Here is an 18,386-nt window from a genome sequence, read left to right on the forward strand (position 1 = left end):
TCGTCATCGTCGTCGTCGTCGTAGGTGCGCGGGCTCGGGGCGACGGTGCGCGGCGAGGGCGGTGCGGTCGTCGTGCGCGCCGGGGTGCGGGTCGTCGAGGACGTGGGCCTCGTCGGGGTCTTCGACGACGAGCTCTTCGTCGACGAGCTCTTCGAGGAGGAGCTCGTCGAGGAGGAGCTCGTCGAGGAGGACGTCGAGCTGCTCGAGCTGCTCGAGGTGCTGCGGGCCGCGGGCTCCGTGGTCGCGCTGCCGATGCGCACGCCCGGGACGGTCTCGGGGGCGGGGGCGCTCGCCTGGACCCAGAGCAGGACCGATGCGGCGCCCACGAGGAGGAACCCGACGACTGCTGCCATGACCTTCATGACGCCCAGCCTCCCAGCCGAGCATGACGGCGCGCTAAGACCCGCATGAGAGCGCTCTCATGAGAGGCGGTGCCGACGCCACCAGCTCGAGCTCGGTGCGGGCGAGACCCGCCCATCTCGGCCGGAAGAGGTAGATCCCCGCGAGGCGCAGCCGGGTCGCGGCGCGGTAGGCGGCCAGCCGCCGCGGGTCGGCACCGACCCGCTCGGCGGCCCGGCGCACGCCCTCCTCGCCGAGCGCGACGACCGCCGGCGACCACAGGCCCTGCCGGCCGCGCAGGCGCACGTGCTCGAGGAGGTTGGCCAGGTCGAGCTCGGGCTCGGCACGAGCGGCGGTGTCGAGGTCGAGCAGCCCGAGACCCTCGCCGACGAGCAGCTGCTTGTCGTGGAGGTCGCGGTGGCTGGGCACGGCGGGGGCCCCCGCGTCGTCGAGCAGCGCGGCGACCGTGAGGTCGAGCGCTCGCTCGACGCCCAGGCGGACCTGCGCCGGGGGCGACCACGCGTCGAGGGCCTGACGCACGGCCCGCTCGGCGACCTGGACCTCGGCGCTCGCGTCGTGCGCGGGCAGCTCGCTCGCGTCACCGGCGACGACCTCGGGCCAGCCCTCGGCGAAGGCGCCCCACCCCCTGCGCACCGCCTCCTCGTCACCGCGCAATCCGAGGTCGTGCAGGGGCGCGCCGGGCACGGTGCTCAGCCGGATCGTCCCGGGCCGACCCGGCACCACCTCGGCGGCGGGGGCGGCCCAGCCGGCGCGTGCGGCGAGCCGGGCTCCGGTGCGATGGGCCTGCAGCACCGCGTCCAGCGCACCCGGGCGGACGACCTTCGTGTAGGACCCGGCCTCTCGCAGCACCGCTCGACGGCCGCCGCGGTGGACGAGCAGGGTGCCGTCGAGCCCGGCCAGCCCGGCCAGCCCGGGCAGACGCGGGTCGGTCGCGAAGGGGAGGACCCTCACCTCGCCGACCTGCCAGCGTCCGCGCGACCGGGTGAGGTCGAGCTCGCCGGCGCGCAGCCGGTCGGAGCCGTCGCGGCCCTCGACGCGTAGAGAGAGCCGGTCGGCGGACAGGTCCTTCGGCCAGGCCCGACCGACGCGCAGCTCGTCCCCGCCGAGGTCGACCCGCTCGGGCACGACGCTCATCGCAGCAGCTCCTCGGCGAGGTCGAGGGTGCGCCCGACCCCGTCGCGCCACGTCGGCTCCGCCCGGCGCAGGGGCTCCTTCGCCCGGGACAGGAGAGCGGCCGCGCTCGCCGACCGCACCGCGGCGTCGCCGGGCCAGCTCCCGCCGCCCTCCTCGTACCCGGTGCGCAGCCCGGCCGCGCCCGCCCCCTCGGGGTCGCCGGTCCGCAGCGCCTCGACGGCGAGATAGGAGGCGAGGTCCCGCAGCGCCGGCCCGGAGCCGGCCCGGTCGAGGTCGATCATCCGCGCGCCGTGCTCGCCGACGACGAGCTGGTCGCTCGACCAGTCGCCGTGCAGCAGCACCGGTGCGCCGACGGGGACCGCGGGGAGCCGGTCGACGAGACCGGCGGCGCGAGCACCGAGCTCGGCGTCGACCTCGGCCAGACCTCGGGCGGTGGCGCGCAGGGCCCCGTCGTCCCAGCCCGCGCGCTGCGGCAGCCGCTCGTGCGCACCGGCTGGTACGGGGACCTGGTGCAGCCGGGCGAGCAGCCCGCCGGCGATCTCGCCGGCGCGACGCGCGCCGAGGTCTCCGCGGCCGGAGATGGCGTCGAGGCTCTCGCCCGGCACCCACTCCCACCGGGTGACCCGGCTCGAGGCGCGCCCGCGGGGGGCCGCGGCCAGGCTCTCCTCCGCGAGGGCGGGGACGAGCCGGTGCACGTCGGGCTGGGCCTTCGTCGTGACGCGGATCTGCGTCGTGCCGCGCCGCAGGACGAGGCGGCGCAGCGGGTTGTGCCGCACGACGACGGAGGCGTCGACGAGATCGGCCGCACGGTGCAGCACCCGCGCCAGACGGGGGTCGGTCCACAGGTCGCCGTGCACGAGGACGAGGCCGTCGGCCTCGACCACCTCGACCCGACGCCCGACACGCGCCGCGCGTTCCGCGTCGCGCGCCGCGCGGTCCTGGTGAGGGGTGAGCCGCAGCCAGCCGGTCGGGCCGGTCGCGTCCGCGAGCGCCGCGACGGTGTACTGCCCCGGCTTGTGCCGCAGACGGGTGACCCGCACGTCGGCGCCGACCAGCTCGCCGACCCGGTCCGGGTCGAGGGCGACGTGCAGCGTCGCGTGGCGGCTCATGCCCGCACCGGGATCGGCACGGTGTCCTCGGCGCCGTCACGCACGACCCGGTGGTCGCCCGGGACGAGCGCCGTGCCCGGGTCATCAGGTCGGAAGGCATGGCCGCTCGGCATCTCGTCGTGGGGGCCTCCGTCCCAGCGCACCCGGCCGTCCTCGAGCCAGATGATGCGGTCGCACGCCCGCGCGGTCTGCTCGTCGTGCGTGACGACGAGGGTCGTGCGACCCCGGGTCAGCTCGTCGAGCCCGGTCCGCACGGCGGCGGCGTTCTTCGGGTCGAGCCCGCTCGTCGCCTCGTCGAGCACGACGACGGCGCTGTCGCGCAGCATCGCCCGGGCGATGGCGATGCGCTGGCGCTGCCCGCCCGACAGCGTCGAGCCGCGCTCGCCGACGACCGTCTCGTAGGCGTCGGGCTGCTCCATGACGAAGTCGTGGGCGCGAGCCCGACGGGCGGCCTCCCACACCTCCTCGAGCGTGGCGTCCGGCCGCCCCTGACGGATGTTGTCGGCGATGGTGCCGGTGAAGAGCACGGACTCCTGCAGCAGGAGGGTGACCTCACGACGCACGAGCGACAGCTCGAGGTCGCGCAGGTCGTGCCCGTCGAGCCGGACCGAGCCGCCCTGGGGGTCCTGCAGCCGGGCGAGCAGCGCGGTGAGCGTGGACTTGCCGGACCCGCTCGGGCCGACGAGGGCGACCCGCTGGCCGGCGGGGATGTCGAGGTCGACCCGGTCGAGCACCCGCCGGCCGGGGCCGTACCCGGCGACGACGTCGCGCAGCGTGAGCGCACCGCGGACGCGGGAGGGGCGCACGGGCTCCTGCGGCGAGAGGATCTCCGGCACCTCGTCGAGCAGGTCGGCGACCCGCTCGCCCGAGGCGGCCGAGCGCGAGATCCGCCCGGTGTACTTCGCGATGTCGCGCAGCGGCTTCATCGAGGTCTTGAGGTAGGTGAGGAAGAGGACGAGGTCGCCGGGGGTCATCACCTGCTGCACGACCCGCCAGCCGCCGACGAAGATCACGGCGGCCGTCGCGAGCCCGACGACGACGTCGGTCGAGCGCTCGAGACCGGCGGCGAGGCGACGGGCCCTCACCCCGTCGCGCAGCGCCCGGTCGTTGCTCCCGCCGAAGGAGCGCGAGAGCGCGCCCTCGAGCGTGTACGCCTGGACGACGGGGATCGCGCCGATGGCCTCCTGCGCGACCCCGGCCAGCTCGCCCTCGCTGCGGCGCGTCTTGCGCGAGGCGACGGTGATCTGGCTCGTGCTGCCGCGCGAGAGGAGCACGAAGACGAGCGACGCGGCGACGACGACGAGCGCGAGGAGCGGGTCGAGCCAGATCATCACGCCGGTCATGACGACGAGGGTGAAGACGTTGACGAGCAGCGGCAGACCCGCGGTGACCGCGACCTCCTGGAGCTTGCCGACGTCGCCGACGAGCCGCTGCACGATGTCGGCCGACCCGTTGCGCGAGTGGTACCCCTTCGACAGCGCGGTGACGTGGTCGAAGGTGCGCTGGCGCAGCTGGGTGGCGACGCGGCTGCCGACGAGCGCGAAGGCGATCGTCGCGAGGTAGTTGCACACCGCGCGCAGCCCGACGAGGGCGATCGTCGCGAGCGCGGCGGCGCCGAGCAGCGCGGGTCCGGCCTCCGGTCCGCTCGTCGCGAGGTCGGCGCCGAGCGAGCGGGTCACGGCGTCGACGACGACCTTGACCGGCCACGGCTCGAGGACCCGGAAGAGCACCTCGAGGACGAGGGCGAGGGCGCCGGCCCCGATGAGCAGGCGCTGCTCGGGCAGGTGGGGCCGCAGGACGCCCAGGGTCCGGCGCAGCGCGCCCTGGTCGCGGCTCATGCCGTCGCCTCCTCGCGCGCGCCCGCCCAGGGCAGGGCCAGCCCGGCCGTCGCGCGGTCGAGCACGTGGAGCCAGGTGTGCTGGCGCACGACCCGGCGGCGGCCGGCGCGTCCCATCCGCTCGGCCCGGTCGGGGACGGACACGAGCGCGTCGACGGCGGCGGCGAGCGCCTCGGGGTCCGACGGCGGCACGAGCAGCCCGGTGACGCCGTCGTGGACGAGGTCGCCGAGCTGGCCGACGTCGCTCGCGACGACGGGCAGGGCGGCGGCGCTGTACTCGAGCACCTTGAGCGGCGAGAAGTACTGGTCCTCCCCCGCCGGGTAGGGCGCGACCGCGACCGCGGCTCCCTCGAGGTGCGTGGGCACCTCCTGCGGGGTCACCGCACCGCGGAAGTCGACGCTCAGGCCGAGCCGGTCGGCGCGCTCGCGCAGGGCGCTCGCCTGAGGGCCGTCGCCGACGACGCGCACCTGCCACGGTCGACGGGCCAGGGCAGCCGCGTCGAGCAGGTGCTCGACGCCGTGCCACGGCTTGAGCGTGCCGACGAAGACGACGACCGGCGCGCCCACGCGGTCGGGCGCGACGGCGTGGATGCGACCGGGGTCGACGCCGTTGGGGGTGATGACGACCCGCGCCGAGGGCACGTGCGTGCGCACCCAGTCAGACACGGGGCCGGAGACGGCGAGCACCCGGTCGGCGGCCGCCGCCTGGGTCCGGAGCGCGGCCAGGGCGCCCGCGGCGTCGTCGAGCTCGCGGTGCTGCGCCTGCTCCTCGACGAGCGGGGAGTTGACCTCGAGCAGGCCGACGGCGCCGGTGCGAGCCGTCACCTGAGCGAGCGCGGTGGAGAAGAGGGAGTAGCGCTCGTGCACGACGTCCGCGCCGTCGGCGAGCACGGCCCGGGCCAGCGCGTCCGCGGCGACCCGCTGCGCGCGCTCGCGCCCGGCCGTCCCGCCGTCGGCCGGTCGGCCGACCGGCACGTGGGTCACCGGGACGTCGAGGAGGTCGTCGGGCACGTGGTCTCCGGTGCGGACGACGTAGAGGTGGACCTGCGCCCCCTTCGCCCGCCAGGCCCGGACCATCTCCTGGATGTGGACCGAGGCCCCCTTCGTGCCGAAGGCGGGGACGCCGGGGTCGGCGCAGACGTAGGCGACTCTCATGCGACGGCTCCTGTCGATCGGGCCAGGAGGGCGGCCTGGCGGGTGGTGTCGTGGTCGCGCTCGACGAGGTCGCGGGCGCGGCGGGCGACGTCGGCGCGAGGGAAGGCGTCGGCCGCGACGGCGCGCAGCGCGTCGGCGAGGGCACCCGGGTCCCCCGGCTCGAGGAGCACCCCGGTGACGGGGTCGGCGACGGTGCCGCGGACGACCTCGGGGATCCCGGTGACGGCGGTCGAGATGACGGGCGTGCCCACCGCCATCGCCTCGAGGATGACCGTCGGAAGCCCGTCGGCGTTGCCGTCGGCGCCGACGACGCACGGCGCGACGAAGACGTCGGCCTGCCGCAGCAGCGCGAGCACCTCGTCCTGCGGCCGCGCGCCCAGCCAGGTGACGACGTCGTCGAGACCGAGCGCGTGAGTGCGGGCGAGGAGGTCGGGGCCGAGCTCGCCGGACCCGGCGACCTCCGCGCGGACCTCGAGCCCGGCGGCGCGGGCGGTCGCGAGCGCGTCGAGGAGGACGTCGAAGCCCTTCTTCTCGACGAGCCGGCCGACGGCGAGGACGCGAAGGGGGTCCGCGACCGGCCCCGGCTCGCGGTAGCCGAAGCCGGTGAGGTCGAGACCGTTCGCGACCCGGGCGACGCGGGCCCGCGGCGCGACCCGGCCGAGGTGCTGCTCGTTGTACGCGCTGATCGCGACGACCGTGCTCGCGCCGTGCAGCAGGTCGGCGAGAAGGTCGAGGTCGACCTCGTCGTGGAAGATGTCCTTGGCGTGGGTGGTGACGCTCCACGGGACCTGGGCGAGGTGCGCGGCCACCGCGGCGACGCGGGCCTGCGCCGACGCGAAGTGCGCGTGCAGCCGGGTGATCCCCCGGGTGCGCACGGCGATCGCGAGCTCGACGCCCTGGGCGACCTCGTCCGCGGCCAGCCGCGTCGTGAGGGGAAGCAGCTCGGCCAGGCGCGGCCCGAGGTCGGGCAGCACGGCATGGGCGCGGGCGATGCTCGCCCACAGCTCGGAGGCCTTGAGGGCACGGGGCAGGTAGGTGACGGGGGCGTGCACGCGGGCGAGCGCCGGGTGGAAGTGGGTGTCGGTCGTCGGGCGCAGCGCGAAGATCTCGAGGTCCTCGCCCTGGGCCTCACGGGCGAGGACCTCGGTGACGACGAAGGTCTCCGAGAATCGCGGGTAGACCTTGACGACGTAGCCGACGCGCTCGGTGGCGGTCGCGGGGGCGCCGCACGACGCGGTGGTCGGGGACGGCGTCGTCGACGGCGGGGCGGACGGCGACGGCGGGGCGCTGGTGCGCGCGGGGGCGAGGGTCTCAGACCGCATGGCGGATCTCCTGGGGGGTCGTGGCGAGCAGGTCGGCCGCGTGGCCGGCGACGGCGGCCAGCCCGTCGCGGCGCAGGTGGCTGCGGTCGACGCTGCGGTGGAGGTTGTCGGCGAACCAGCGGCCGAGCCGCTCGGGGGTGAGCTCGGCGGCGCGGATGACGTCGAGGGCGCCGGTGGCCTCGAGCGAGCGGGCCCGGATGAGCTGCTCCTGGCGCGGCTCCTCCCGGGGCACGACGACGGCGGGTCGGTCGGTGCTCATCACCTCGCACACGGTGTTGTAGCCGCCCATGCAGGCGACGGCCTCGGCGGAGCGGATGGCCAGCAGGCCCTCGGGCACCTCGTCGAGCACCTCGGTGCGCGGCCCGGCGAGCGCCTGCAGCTCCTCGCGCCGGCTCGGGGTCGCCTGGGGGCCCACGACGACGACGTGGCCGAGGCCCTCGGGGACCGGCGCCTGGACCGCGGCCCGGCACAGGTCCTCGCCGTCGTGCCCGCCGCCGACGGTCGTCAGCAGGTACGGGCGCTGCAGCTCGCGCAAGAAGCTGCGGGTCGCGCGGTCGGCGGAGAGGTAGCCGGTGTGGACGACGAGGTCGTGCAGCTCGGCGGGCACGGCGCCCGTGGCGCGCAGGTCGGTGACCCGCTCGTCGCCGTAGACCCAGATCGCGTCGAAGAGCTCGCGCACCCGCTCGGAGCCGACGCGACGCCACTCGCGCACGGCGACCTCGGGCTCGTCGAGCACCTCGCGCAGCCCGAGGACGACGCGGGTGCCGGGCTGCTCGCGGCGCAGCCGGCGCAGGGGCTCGAGCAGCTCGTCGTCGACGCCGAAGGCGTGCCGGTCGACGACGACGAGGTCGGGGGCGAGGGCCCCGAGCGCGCCGGAGAGGATCGCGCGACGCACGTCGATGAGGTCGGTCATCGGCACGCTCATCTCGCGCGGCGCGTAGCCGTGGGCGTCCTTGGCGATGCCCGGCAGGCGCACGACGTCGAAGTCGGCCGGCAGGTGGCCGACGACCCGCTCGACGCCGGTGAGGAGCAGCCCGGTGACCTCACGCCCGGTGAGGGCCGGCAGGTGGGTCCGCAGGGCGTGGGCTATGGCGAGGTTGCGGCGCTGGTGGCCCAGCCCCACCGAGTCGTGGGAGTACAGCGCGACGCGCAGGGGCGCTGAGGTCGGTGCGGGCGAGGTGGCGATGCGCATGCGGACATGCAACTGCGTCGCGATGAGCCGCCCGTGAGCCGATGGTGAGAGCCCTCTCATCCGCGCGGCGCCCCCTTCGCCTTCCCCCGTCGCCCCCCCTTCGCGAGGTATGGAGATCTGCAGGCCAGAGGGGGGTCTGGCCGACCGATTGCCATACCTCGGCGAAGGGGGGCGAGGGCGAAGGGGAGCCGCGCGGCTCAGGCGAGGCGGTAGCCCAGCCCGCGGACGGTGACGATCCGCTCGGCGCCGATCTTGTGCCGCAGGTAGCCGATGTACACGTCGACGACGTTGCTGCTCGTCTCGGCGCCGTCCCAGACGCGCTCGATGAGCTGCTCGCGCGAGAGCACCTGACCGGGGTGCTCGAGGAAGGTGCGCAGCAACGAGAACTCGCGCGCCGACAGGGTCACCGGGGCGCCGTCGAGGCGCACCTCACGGGCGACGACGTCGAGCGAGACCTCGCCGCGCTCGAGCACCGTGACCTCGGGGGTGCCGGGGGCGCGGTCGCGCAGCCGCAGCCGGATCCGGGCGAGCAGCTCGGCGAAGGTGTACGGCTTGGCGAGGTAGTCGTCGGCGCCGCCCTCGAGACCGGCGACCTTGTCGTCGGCGGAGTCACGTGCGGTGCACATGATGACCGGCACCTCGACGTCCATGCCGCGGATGAGCTTGAGCACCGTGAAGCCGTCCATGCGCGGCAGCCCGACGTCGAGGACGACGAGGTCGACGCCGCCGCCGGTCGCGTGCTCGAGCGCGGTCATGCCGTCCGCGGCGACGACGGTCTCGAAGCCTGCCTTGCGCAGGCCCTTGTCGATGAAGCGGGAGAGGTGCTCCTCGTCCTCGACGATGAGGATGCGCGCCATGGGTGTGCCCTCCTGCGGGCCGGGGACGGTCCGGGTCGGGCGGGTGCCCGGGTGCGGCCAGGCTACCGAGCCCGCGGTGACGGCTCGGGCTCGGGCGCCGGGACGACGAGGGAGAAAGTGCTCCCCTCCCCCGGTCGCGAGTCGAGCTCGATCTCGCCGCCGTGGGCGTGGGCGATGGCCCGCACGATGGGCAGCCCGAGGCCGCTGCCCTCGACGGCGCGCTGGCCCTCGGCGCGGCCGAAGCGCTCGAAGACCGCCTCCTGCTCCTCTGGGGCGATGCCGACCCCGTCGTCGGCGACGGAGAGCACGAGCGCGCGGTCCTCGCCCGCCCCGCGCCAGGCGGTGCGCAGCCGGATCTGCGAGCCGGGCTCGGAGAACTTCACGGCGTTGGCGCACAGCTGCTGCACGGCCTGGACGACCCGGTCGCGGTCGACGTGGACGACGCCCTCGACGCACCCGTCGTCGACCCACTCGTGGTCGCCGAGCGCGGGGACGAGCGCGAGGAGGTCGGCGTGGAGGTCGCGAGCGTCGATGGGGGCCGGGCGCACGAAGTCGGGCCGGTCGAGCCGGGCGAGGAGGAGCAGGTCGTCGACGATGCGGCGCATGCGGTCGATCTCGACGAGCTCGATGTGGCGGGTCGCCTCGACGTCCTCGACGTCCTCCGCGTCGAGCACCTCGAGGTTGCCCCGCATGATCGTCAGCGGGGTGCGCAGCTCGTGCGCGGTGTCGTCGAGGAAGCGGCGCTGGGCGACGAAGGAGGACTCGAGCCGTTCGAGCATCGTGTTGAGCGAGGTCGCGAGCGAGGCCACCTCGGTGCGCTGCTCGGGCACGACGACCCGGCGCGAGAGCTCACGGTCGTCGATCTGCTCGGCCGCCTCGACGAGGTCGCCGAGCGGGGAGAGCAGGCGACGCACGGCGACGAGGAGGACGGCCCCGGCGAGCAGCAGGGTGAGCAGGGCGCCGACCCCGTAGGCGCTGAGGAGGGAGTCGACCCGGTCGAGGCGGGCACCGCGGTCGATGCCGACGACGAGCGTGCCCTGGCCGTCGTCGCCCTGCACCGGGGTGATCGCGATGCGCAGGTCCTGGGTCGGCGTCTCGACGGTGGTCAGCACGGTCTCGTCCGGCCGGCGCTGGGTGAGCACCGCGTCGATGACGGCCGGCTCGGTGAGGTCGATGCGGCGCTCGCCGCCGGAGACGAGGGCCGGCACGCGCGAGTCGCCGACGAAGGCGATCATCGACTCGTCGCTGCCGGGCACGCTGAAGCGCAGGAAGTCCTCGAGGAGGACCCCGACGTCGCGGTAGGGCCGGTCGGCCGCGGACTGGTCGGAGAGCTGGCGCAGCTCCTCGACCTCCTGGAGCAGCTCGCCGTCGGCCTGCTCGAGGACCTCGGCGCGCTGGACGACGTAGGCGATGACACCGGCGAGGACGAGCGCGAGCGCCAGCGTGGCCGTCACCAGGGCGACGAGCCGCCCGGCGATGCCGTGCTGGCGCCCGACCATCAGCGAAGGGGGGTGAGGACGTCCTTGCCGAGGAAGGGACGCAGCGCCTCCGGCACGCGCACCGACCCGTCCGGCTGCTGGTGGTTCTCGAGGATCGCGACGAGCCAACGGGTCGTGGCGAGCGTGCCGTTGAGCGTGGCCGCGACCTGGGTGCGCCCGTCGCCGTCCTTGAAGCGGGTGCCCAGACGGCGTGCCTGGTAGGTCGTGCAGTTCGACGTCGAGGTGAGCTCGCGGTAGCGGCCCTGGGTCGGCACCCACGCCTCGCAGTCGAGCTTGCGGGCGGCCGGCCCGCCGAGGTCCCCGGCTGCGGTGTCGATGACGCGGTAGGGCAGCTCGACCTTCGCGAGCATCTCGCGCTCCCAGGCGAGGAGGCGCTCGTGCTCGGCGGCGGCGTCGGCCGGGTCGCAGTAGACGAACATCTCGAGCTTGTTGAACTGGTGGACGCGGATGATGCCGCGGGTGTCCTTGCCGTAGCTGCCGGCCTCGCGGCGGAAGCAGGTCGACCACCCGGCGTAGCGGCGCGGGCCGTCGGCGAGGTCGATGATCTCGCCCGAGTGGTAGCCCGCGAGGGCCACCTCGGAGGTCCCGGTGAGGAAGAGGTCGTCCGCCGGCAGGTGGTACACCTCCTCCTCGTGGCTGTCGATGAAGCCCGCCCCGGCCATGACGTCGCGCGACACGAGCGCCGGCGTGATCATCAGGGTGAAGCCGGCCGCCGTCGCCTGGGCGACCGCCATGTTGAGCAGCGCGAGCTCGAGCTGCGCGCCGATGCCGGTGAGGAAGTAGAAGCGCGAGCCGCTGACCTTCGCCCCGCGCTCCATGTCCAGGGCGCCCAGGCCCTCGGCGAGCTCGAGGTGGTCGCGCGGCTCGAAGCCCTCGGCCGCGAAGTCCCGCGCGGTGCCGACCTCGTCGAGCACGACGTAGTCGTCCTCGCCGCCGGTCGGGACGCCGGGCTCGATGACGTTGCCCACGGTGCGCAGCAGCCGGTCGAGCTCGGCCTGGGCCTCGCCCTGGGCCGCGTCGAGCCGCTTGACCTCCGCGGCGAGCGCCGCCCCCTTCGCCTTGAGCTCGTCGGCCTCGGCCTGCAGGGCGCTCGTGTCCTCGCCGGACGTCTTGGCGGCCTTGATCTTGCCCATGATCGGGCCGAGGCCCTTGCCCGAGGCCTTCTGCTCGGCGCGGACCAACTCGAAGCCGGCGATGGCGGAGCGGCGGCGCTCGTCGGCGGCGAGGATCGCGTCGACGACGGAGTCGTCCTCGCCCCGGGCGCGCTGGCTCGCGCGGACGAGGTCGGGCTGGTCACGCAGCTGCTTGATGTCGATCACCGGGTCAGCCTAACGACGGGGTAGCGTCCGGCTCGTGCCTGGATCCTGGACCCTGCTCGCGCTCGCCGTCGCGCTCTGCCTCCTGCTGTGCGCGCTCGTCGTGTGGATGGTCCTCACCGACCCCGGCCCGCGGGGACGTGGTCGGCACCGCGCCCGTCGTCCCCCGCGCAGCGCCTTCCGCCCCGAGGCCGACCCGGAGGCCGAGCCCCCGCGCCGTCCGCGGGCCGCCGTCGTCGTCAACCCGACGAAGGTCGACGACCTCGCGGCGACCCGCGCGAGCCTGGCCCAGGCCAGCGCCCGGCTGGGCTGGGACGACCCCGTCGTCCTCGAGACGACCGCCGAGGACCCGGGGACCGGCCAGGCCCGCCTCGCCCTCGAGCAGGGCGTCGACCTCGTCTGCCCGCTCGGTGGCGACGGCACGACCCGCGCGGTCGCCGCGGCGCTCGCCGGCACCCGCACCCCGATGGGCCTGCTCCCCCGCGGCACGGGCAACCTCCTCGCCCGCAACCTCGACATCCCCGCCGGCGACCTCGAGGCGGCCTTCGAGGTCGCGTGCACCGGTCGCAACAGGGCGATCGACGTCGCCTGGCTCGACCTCGACCCCGTGGCCGAGGTCGTCGCCGACGACGAGGGCCAGGCGGAGGAGCCGGTGCGCGGCGAGCCCGTGCGCCGCCACCCCTTCCTCGTCATGGCCGGCATGGGCTTCGACGCCGAGATCATGGGCAGCACGAGCGAGGGCCTGAAGAAGAGCGTCGGCTGGCCCGCGTACTTCGCGACCGGGCTGGGCAAGATCTTCGTGCGCCGCTTCAAGATCCGGTGGAGCGTCGACGGCCAGGAGCAGACCCCCGTCGCCGCGCGCACCATCGTCTTCGGCAACTGCGGCACGCTCACCGGCGGCATCCAGCTCATGCCCTCGGCGCAGATCGACGACGGCCGGCTCGACTGCGTCGTCGTCAGCCCCCGGACGATCGTCGGCTGGGCCTCGCTGGCCGGGAGCGTCCTCTCGCGCTCCGAGCGCGACATGCCCCACCTCGCCCGCACGTCGGGCGAGCGCTTCGAGGTCGAGGTCGACGAGCCCCACCCGGTGCAGGTCGACGGCGACGTCCTCGGCGAGGCGCGCCACGTCGTCGCCACGATCGACCGGCAGGCGCTCATCGTCCGCTCGCGCTGACCCGACGACGACGAAGGGGTGGCCCCACCGACCGGTGGGACCACCCCTTCGCCCGTCGTGCGGGCTAGAAGATCAGGCTGAGGGTGAGGGCGAAGGCGAAGCCGACGACGCCGATGAGGGTCTCCATGACCGTCCACGTCTTGAAGGTCGTCTTCTCGTCCATGCCGAAGAAGCGGCTGACGAGCCAGAAGCCCGAGTCGTTGACGTGCGAGAGGACGGTCGCGCCGCAGGCGATGGCGATGACGATGAGCGCGAGGTCGATGCTGCTCAGACCGCTCGCCGCCTCGACGGTTGGCGCCATGAGGCCGCCGGCGACGGTGAGGGCGACGGTCGCGCTGCCTTGGGCGACGCGCAGCGCTGCGGCGACGACGAAGGCCGCGACGATGACGGGCAGGCCGAGCGAGGACAGGCTGCTCTCGAGGGCCGTGCCGATGCCCGAGGCGCGGAGCACGCCGCCGAACATGCCGCCCGCGCCGGTGACGAGGATGACGACGCACACGGGGCCGAGGGCGTCGCCGAGCAGGGTCTCCACCTCGTCGCGGCTGCGGGTGCGCCAGCCGAGGACGACCATCGCGACGAGGGTGGTGATGAGCAGGGCGACGGGGGTCTGCCCGAGCAGGACGAGCCCGTCGGCCCAGGCCTGGCCCTCGGCGATCGCGCCGGTGGACACGAGGGTGGAGATGCCGGTGTTGAGGAAGATGAGGGTGAAGGGCAGCAGGAGGATGAGCAGCACGGTGCCGAAGGACGGCAGCGGGCCGCGGACCCCGCCCTCGGCCTCGAGGTCGTCCTGGACGGTCATCGCGGCGGGGACGGGCAGCTCGAAGCGGCGCCCGGCCCACAGGCCCCACAGGTAGCAGGCGATGAACCACGTCGGGATGCCGATGATCAGGCCGAAGACGATGACGAGGCCGACGTCGGCACCGACGAGCCCGGCCGCGGCGACCGGTCCGGGGTGCGGCGGGACGAAGGCGTGGGTCACGGCGAAGGCGCCGGCGGCGGGCAGGGCGTAGGTGAGCACCGAGCCGCCGAAGCGCCGGGCGACGCTGAAGATGATCGGCAGCATGACGACGAGACCGGCGTCGAAGAAGATCGGCAGGCCGAAGAGGAAGGACGCGACGCCGAGGGCGAGCGGGGCCCGCTTCTCGCCGAAGCGCCCGATGAGGGTGTCGGCGAGCACCTGGGCGCCGCCGGTGACCTCGAGCAGACGACCGATCATCACGCCGAGCCCGACGAGCAGGGCGACGTTGGCCAGGGTGCCGCCGAAGCCGTCGAGGAGGGTCGACGGCACGTCGGCGAGGGGGATGCGGGTCGCGACGGCCGTCAGCAGGCTGACGAGGACGAGCGCGACGAAGGCGTGGATGCGCAGCTTGATGATGAGCAGGAGCAGCAGCGCCACCGCGGCGAGCGCGATGAGCAGCATGACCGGCGCGCCGTACGCGGCGACCGGTGGGGCGTCCTCGAAGACCATGACGTGACCTCTCGTCGGGGTGCGCGCGTGCACCCGGGACCACGCAGCGCCCACCACGTGCAGGCCGCGAACCACGTCGTCCGACGTCACGGATCTTGGCGCAAAAGTATGACTATTGCCAGCCGACGCGTCGGCGCGAGGCCTAGGATGCGCCGGGTGAGCACCCCCGCGCCGCGCCGCGACCTGCACGTCGCGCTCCTGCGCGACCTCGGCGCCGACCTGCTGGGCGGCGTCCTCGGCGTGGGCACCGCGCTGTCGACCGAGCAGCTCGAGGCGCGCTACGGCGTGAGCCGCACGGTGGTCCGCGAGGCGGTCAAGGTCCTCGAGTCGGTCGGCGTGCTCACCGCACGTCGCCGGGTCGGGCTCGTCGTGCGCCCGCCCCAGGAGTGGGACGCCCTGTCACCCCTCGTCGTCGGCTGGCGCCTCGCCGGGGCCGACCGGCACCGCCAGCTCGCGGAGATCAGCGAGCTGCGCCGCGGGGTCGAGCCGGTCGCGGCCGCCCTCGCGGCCCGGCGCGACGAGGCCGAGCACGTCGCCCGCATGCGGGCGGCCGTGGAGGGGATGGCGGCGACCGGTCCGGCCGGGGACCTGCGGGCCTACCTCGCCCACGACGTCGACTTCCACACCGCGCTGCTCCAGGCGAGCGGCAACCGTGCACTCGCCTCGATGGCCGGTCTCGTCGAGCAGGCCCTCGCCGGTCGCACGGAGCACGACCTCATGCCCGCCGTCCCCGAGCCGCAGGCCATCCGGTGGCACCGCGAGATCGCCGAGGCGATCGCGTCCGGCGACGCGGTGCGGGCCGAGGCGACGATGCGTCGCGTCGTCGACGAGGCCGCCGACGCGATAGCGCGGCAGGACCCGGCCGGCTGAGAGGTCGGTCGCCCGCCACCAGCGGTGTCGTGACCCGCGGGTAGGACGACCGCCGATCGGTCTCTCCGTCAGGGGGCCGCCCTAGGAGCGAGGCCGCGAGCGGGCGGGAGGTCAGTGGTCGTCGTACCCGCGCGTCACCCGTCGACCGCGAAGGCCCGGTCCTGGGCGGGCACGACGCCGTCGGGGTAGGTGCGGGCGAGCTCGGCGAGGGTCGGCCGGCGCGGCTCGCGCAGCTCGTCGGGCAAGAGGTCGGCGATGGCGGCCATGATGCGGTCGGTGTCGCGGGCCTCGCTGCGGTGCTTGAGCTCCACCGGCGGGCCGAAGCGCACCCGCACCGTCGGCGGGCGGCGCAGCGCGAGCACGTCGGGCAGCCGGGCCGAGCGCGGCCACACCTGCTCGGTGCCGCTGAGGGCGAAGGGGATGACCGGCGCGCGGGTGATCGCGGCGAGCCGGGCCGCGCCGGGCTTGCCGCGCAGGACGGGGTCGAAGAAGTCGGGGCCGCGCGGGATCGTCCCCTCGGGCAGGATCGCGACGAGCTCGCCGCCGGCGATGGCCCGGGCGGCGGGCACGAGCGGGTCGTCGCGCTCGTCGTCGTCACCCTGGCGGTCGACCCGGATGCCGCCGAGCGCGGTCATCACCTGGCCGAGCACGGGCACGTCGAAGATCTCCTTCTTGCCCAGGAAGCGACCGGTGCGCCCGGCCTGACGCATCGCGACGAGCATCGTCGTGACGTCGAAGTAGCTGCGGTGGTTGCCGACGAGGATGGTCCCGCCCGTCTGCGGCAGGTGCTCGACCCCCTCGACCTCGAAGCGGGCGTAGGGGATGAGCTCGGGCCGCGCGATCGCCATGGCGACCTGCTGCACCTCGAGCCCGACGACCGGCACCTTGACGACTCCTGGCGAGGTGTCGAAGTGCAGCACCGGCCAGCGGCGGGCGATCGCGACGCCGAGGAGCCGGGGGTCGGGGTTGACCGCGCCGGGCTCGCCGACGGCGTGCAGGAGCGGCAGGTCGTAGACCGAGTCGGAGTATGCGTAGGAGTCGGCGAGGTCGACGTCGTGCTCGTCGGCCCAGGCGCGCACCGCGGCGAGCTTGCCCCGCGACCACACGAAGGGGCCGTCGAGCGCCCCGGTGAAGCGCCCGTCGCGCACCTCGAAGCGGGTGCCGATGACGTCGTCGAGCCCGAGCCGGCGGGCGAAGGGGCGGATGAGGTGCTCGGGCGTCGTCGTCGCCAGGACGACGGGGCGACCCGCCCGGCGGTGCTCGTCGAGGAGCAGCCGGGCGAAGGGCTCGACCCGCTCGGCGAGCCGGTCGGCGGCGACCTCCGCGGCCTCGTCGAAGGCGTCGGCGGCCCGGCCGCGCACGAGCAGCCCGCCCTGGCGGGCGAGCGCGATCGAACCGAGCGTCTCGCCGAAGAGGTCGAAGTAGCCGAAGATCGCGCGCTCGAGCGGCAGCGCCGCCGAGGTCACGCCGGTCTCGCGCATCGCCTCGGACAGGGCCGGCCCGGAGGCACGGCGCAGCAGGGTGCGGTCGAGGTCGAAGAAGGCTGCTCCGGGCACGTGCCCGACCCTAGGGCGCCAAGGCCCGCCGGAGGGCGCGGCGGTGGGGCCGGTCACCCCAGCAGCGCGCGGCCCCGCTCGAGCAGGTCGTCCTGCTTGGCCTGGGCGAAACCGTCCCACAGCGCCGGGATGCGCCGGGAGCGGAAGTTCTCCTCGAAGACCTCGCGGTGGTCGACGACGAAGGTCCAGTACAGCGCGTCCCAGTCGTCGCGCCACTCCCCTGGCGGCAGGTCCGACATCTTCTTGAGGTAGTTGCTGCCGGAGACGTAGGGCTTGGTCGTCATCGCCTCGCCGGCGGCGAACTGGCTCATCGCGTAGACGTTGGGCACCATCACCCAGTCGTAGGCGTCGACGAAGAGCTTCATGAACCACTCGTAGGCCGCGTCGGGGCGCACCCGCAGCAGGCACATCGCGTTGCCGAGCACCATGAGGCGCTCGATGTGGTGGCAGTAGCCGGTGTCGAGCACCCGCTGCACGACGAGGTCGACGGGCAGCAGCCCGGTGCTCGCGTCCCACCAGCCCGGGGCGAGGTCCTCGTCGTGGTGCAGCCGGTTGCTCGTGCGCATCCGTCGCCCGTAGAGGTGGTAGGTCGCCCGCATGTACTCGCGCCACCCGATGACCTGGCGCACGAAGCCCTCGAGCGAGGCGATCGGCACGTCGTGCTCGTCGGCGTGCGCGAGCACCGCGTCGAGGACCTCGCGCGGGGTGATGAGGCCGATGTTGAGCATCGGCGTGATGAGGGCGTGGTGGACGAAGGGGTGGTCCGCCGAGATCGCGTCCTCGTAGGGACCGAAGTCGGCCAGGCGCTCGTCGAGGAAGGCCGCGAGGTGGTCACGCGCCTCGGCCGCGTCCGTCGGCCAGGCGAAGGTCGCCGGGTCGCCCGGGGCGTCGGGGAACTCCTGCGCCACCCACTCGACCGCCGCCCGCACGTCCGCGCCGTGCTCGGTGGCGAGGTCGACGCGGGGCGGGTCGTACCCCTTCGGCAGCTTCTTGCGGTTCTCGGTGTCGAAGGACCACCGCCCGCCGACGGGCTGGTCGCCGTCGACGAGGACTCCGAGACGGCGGCGCTGCCAGGTGTAGAAGTGCTGCATCCGGGCCGGGTGCTCGGCGAACCAGCCACGCAGCTCCTCGCGGGTCGTGAGGAAGCCGGGGGTCTCGAGCACGTCCTGCGCGCGCAGGTCGTAGCCGCCGTCGTGCAGCGCCGTCGTGATGTCGCGCGAGAGCCAGTCGTCGTGGACGTCGAAGACCTCGACCCGGTCGGGGCCGATCTCGCGGATCAGCGCCGTGAGCCGCGGACCGGTGGGCTCGTCGGCGCGGCTCTCGACGACGTCGACCTCCAGGCCCGCCCCGCGCAGCCGCCGGGCGAAGCGGCGCGTGCTCGCCCGGTGCAGCACGAGCTTGTGGGCGTGGAAGGCATACTGCCGGAAGAGGAGGTCGTCCTCGACGAGGACGACACGGGTGCCCTGCGGCACCTCGAGGTGCTCGTCGAAGAGCTGGTGGGGGTAGACCAGGCGCACCGTGACTGCCACGGCGCCAC

At 74.8% G+C, this 18,386-nt stretch carries 15 protein-coding genes; 3 read left to right on the forward strand and 12 right to left on the reverse strand.

From position 1 onward, the window contains the following. The first annotated feature begins 24 nt into the window (after positions 1–24). Positions 25–411 carry a hypothetical protein gene (locus EEW87_RS10500; protein ID WP_163562429.1) on the forward strand — a complete coding sequence of 129 codons (387 nt, stop codon included), beginning with the start codon at positions 25–27 and terminating at the stop codon, positions 409–411. On the opposite strand, the gene EEW87_RS10505 is transcribed toward EEW87_RS10500, so the two are convergent. From EEW87_RS10505 to serS, 9 genes are all read right to left on the reverse strand, one after another. After that, positions 397–1,494: a hypothetical protein gene (locus EEW87_RS10505; RefSeq protein WP_123093075.1), complete on the reverse strand. Its 1,098-nt coding sequence runs from the start codon at positions 1,492–1,494 to the stop codon at positions 397–399. The two genes, EEW87_RS10500 and EEW87_RS10505, sit on opposite strands and share 15 nt — an antisense overlap. Continuing rightward, positions 1,491–2,603 carry an aminoglycoside phosphotransferase family protein gene (locus tag EEW87_RS10510; protein WP_123093073.1) on the reverse strand — a complete coding sequence of 371 codons (1,113 nt, stop codon included), beginning with the start codon at positions 2,601–2,603 and terminating at the stop codon, positions 1,491–1,493. Before EEW87_RS10510 ends, EEW87_RS10505 begins: the two co-directional genes overlap by 4 nt. Then, a complete protein-coding gene (locus EEW87_RS10515; RefSeq protein ID WP_123093071.1) occupies positions 2,600–4,441 on the reverse strand; it encodes an ABC transporter ATP-binding protein in 1,842 nt (613 codons plus the stop codon). The genes EEW87_RS10510 and EEW87_RS10515 overlap by 4 nt, the downstream gene beginning before the upstream one ends. Further along, positions 4,438–5,595, reverse strand: a complete 1,158-nt coding sequence (locus tag EEW87_RS10520) for a glycosyltransferase family 4 protein (RefSeq protein WP_123093069.1) — start codon at positions 5,593–5,595, stop codon at positions 4,438–4,440. The genes EEW87_RS10515 and EEW87_RS10520 overlap by 4 nt, the downstream gene beginning before the upstream one ends. Next, positions 5,592–6,917: a glycosyltransferase family 4 protein gene (locus EEW87_RS10525; protein WP_123093067.1), complete on the reverse strand. Its 1,326-nt coding sequence runs from the start codon at positions 6,915–6,917 to the stop codon at positions 5,592–5,594. Before EEW87_RS10525 ends, EEW87_RS10520 begins: the two co-directional genes overlap by 4 nt. After that, positions 6,907–8,109 carry a glycosyltransferase family protein gene (locus EEW87_RS10530; protein WP_123093065.1) on the reverse strand — a complete coding sequence of 401 codons (1,203 nt, stop codon included), beginning with the start codon at positions 8,107–8,109 and terminating at the stop codon, positions 6,907–6,909. The genes EEW87_RS10525 and EEW87_RS10530 overlap by 11 nt, the downstream gene beginning before the upstream one ends. Before the next feature lie 197 nt (positions 8,110–8,306). Beyond that, on the reverse strand, positions 8,307–8,966 hold the full coding sequence (locus EEW87_RS10535; RefSeq protein WP_123093063.1) for a response regulator transcription factor: 660 nt from the start codon (positions 8,964–8,966) through the stop codon (positions 8,307–8,309). Between the two features lie 62 nt (positions 8,967–9,028). After that, positions 9,029–10,465: a sensor histidine kinase gene (locus EEW87_RS10540; RefSeq protein ID WP_123093061.1), complete on the reverse strand. Its 1,437-nt coding sequence runs from the start codon at positions 10,463–10,465 to the stop codon at positions 9,029–9,031. After that, positions 10,465–11,784, reverse strand: coding sequence for a serine--tRNA ligase (gene serS, locus EEW87_RS10545; RefSeq protein ID WP_123093059.1), 1,320 nt, complete (start codon positions 11,782–11,784; stop codon positions 10,465–10,467). Before serS ends, EEW87_RS10540 begins: the two co-directional genes overlap by 1 nt. Before the next feature lie 34 nt (positions 11,785–11,818). Between serS and EEW87_RS10550 the strand changes: the two genes are divergently transcribed. Next, positions 11,819–12,955, forward strand: coding sequence for a diacylglycerol/lipid kinase family protein (locus EEW87_RS10550; protein ID WP_240341580.1), 1,137 nt, complete (start codon positions 11,819–11,821; stop codon positions 12,953–12,955). Between the two features lie 64 nt (positions 12,956–13,019). On the opposite strand, the gene EEW87_RS10555 is transcribed toward EEW87_RS10550, so the two are convergent. Next, entirely contained in the window at positions 13,020–14,423 is a 1,404-nt protein-coding gene (locus tag EEW87_RS10555; RefSeq protein WP_192826147.1) for a GntP family permease, read from the reverse strand. A 147-nt stretch (positions 14,424–14,570) separates the two neighbouring features. On the opposite strand from EEW87_RS10555, the gene EEW87_RS10560 reads away from it, so the two are divergent. Continuing rightward, complete coding sequence (locus EEW87_RS10560; protein WP_123093057.1) at positions 14,571–15,293, forward strand: FadR/GntR family transcriptional regulator; 723 nt, start codon at positions 14,571–14,573, stop codon at positions 15,291–15,293. 134 nt (positions 15,294–15,427) lie between these two features. Here the strand turns inward: EEW87_RS10560 and EEW87_RS10565 are convergent, their stop codons facing one another. Next, a complete protein-coding gene (locus EEW87_RS10565; protein WP_123093055.1) occupies positions 15,428–16,849 on the reverse strand; it encodes an HAD-IB family hydrolase in 1,422 nt (473 codons plus the stop codon). A gap of 53 nt (positions 16,850–16,902) precedes the next feature. Next, entirely contained in the window at positions 16,903–18,378 is a 1,476-nt protein-coding gene (locus tag EEW87_RS10570) for a cryptochrome/photolyase family protein (protein ID WP_123093053.1), read from the reverse strand. Between the last annotated feature and the right edge of the window lie 8 nt (positions 18,379–18,386).

The organism is Janibacter melonis (genome assembly GCF_003721155.3).
In the GTDB taxonomy this organism is placed as follows: domain Bacteria; phylum Actinomycetota; class Actinomycetes; order Actinomycetales; family Dermatophilaceae; genus Marihabitans; species Marihabitans melonis.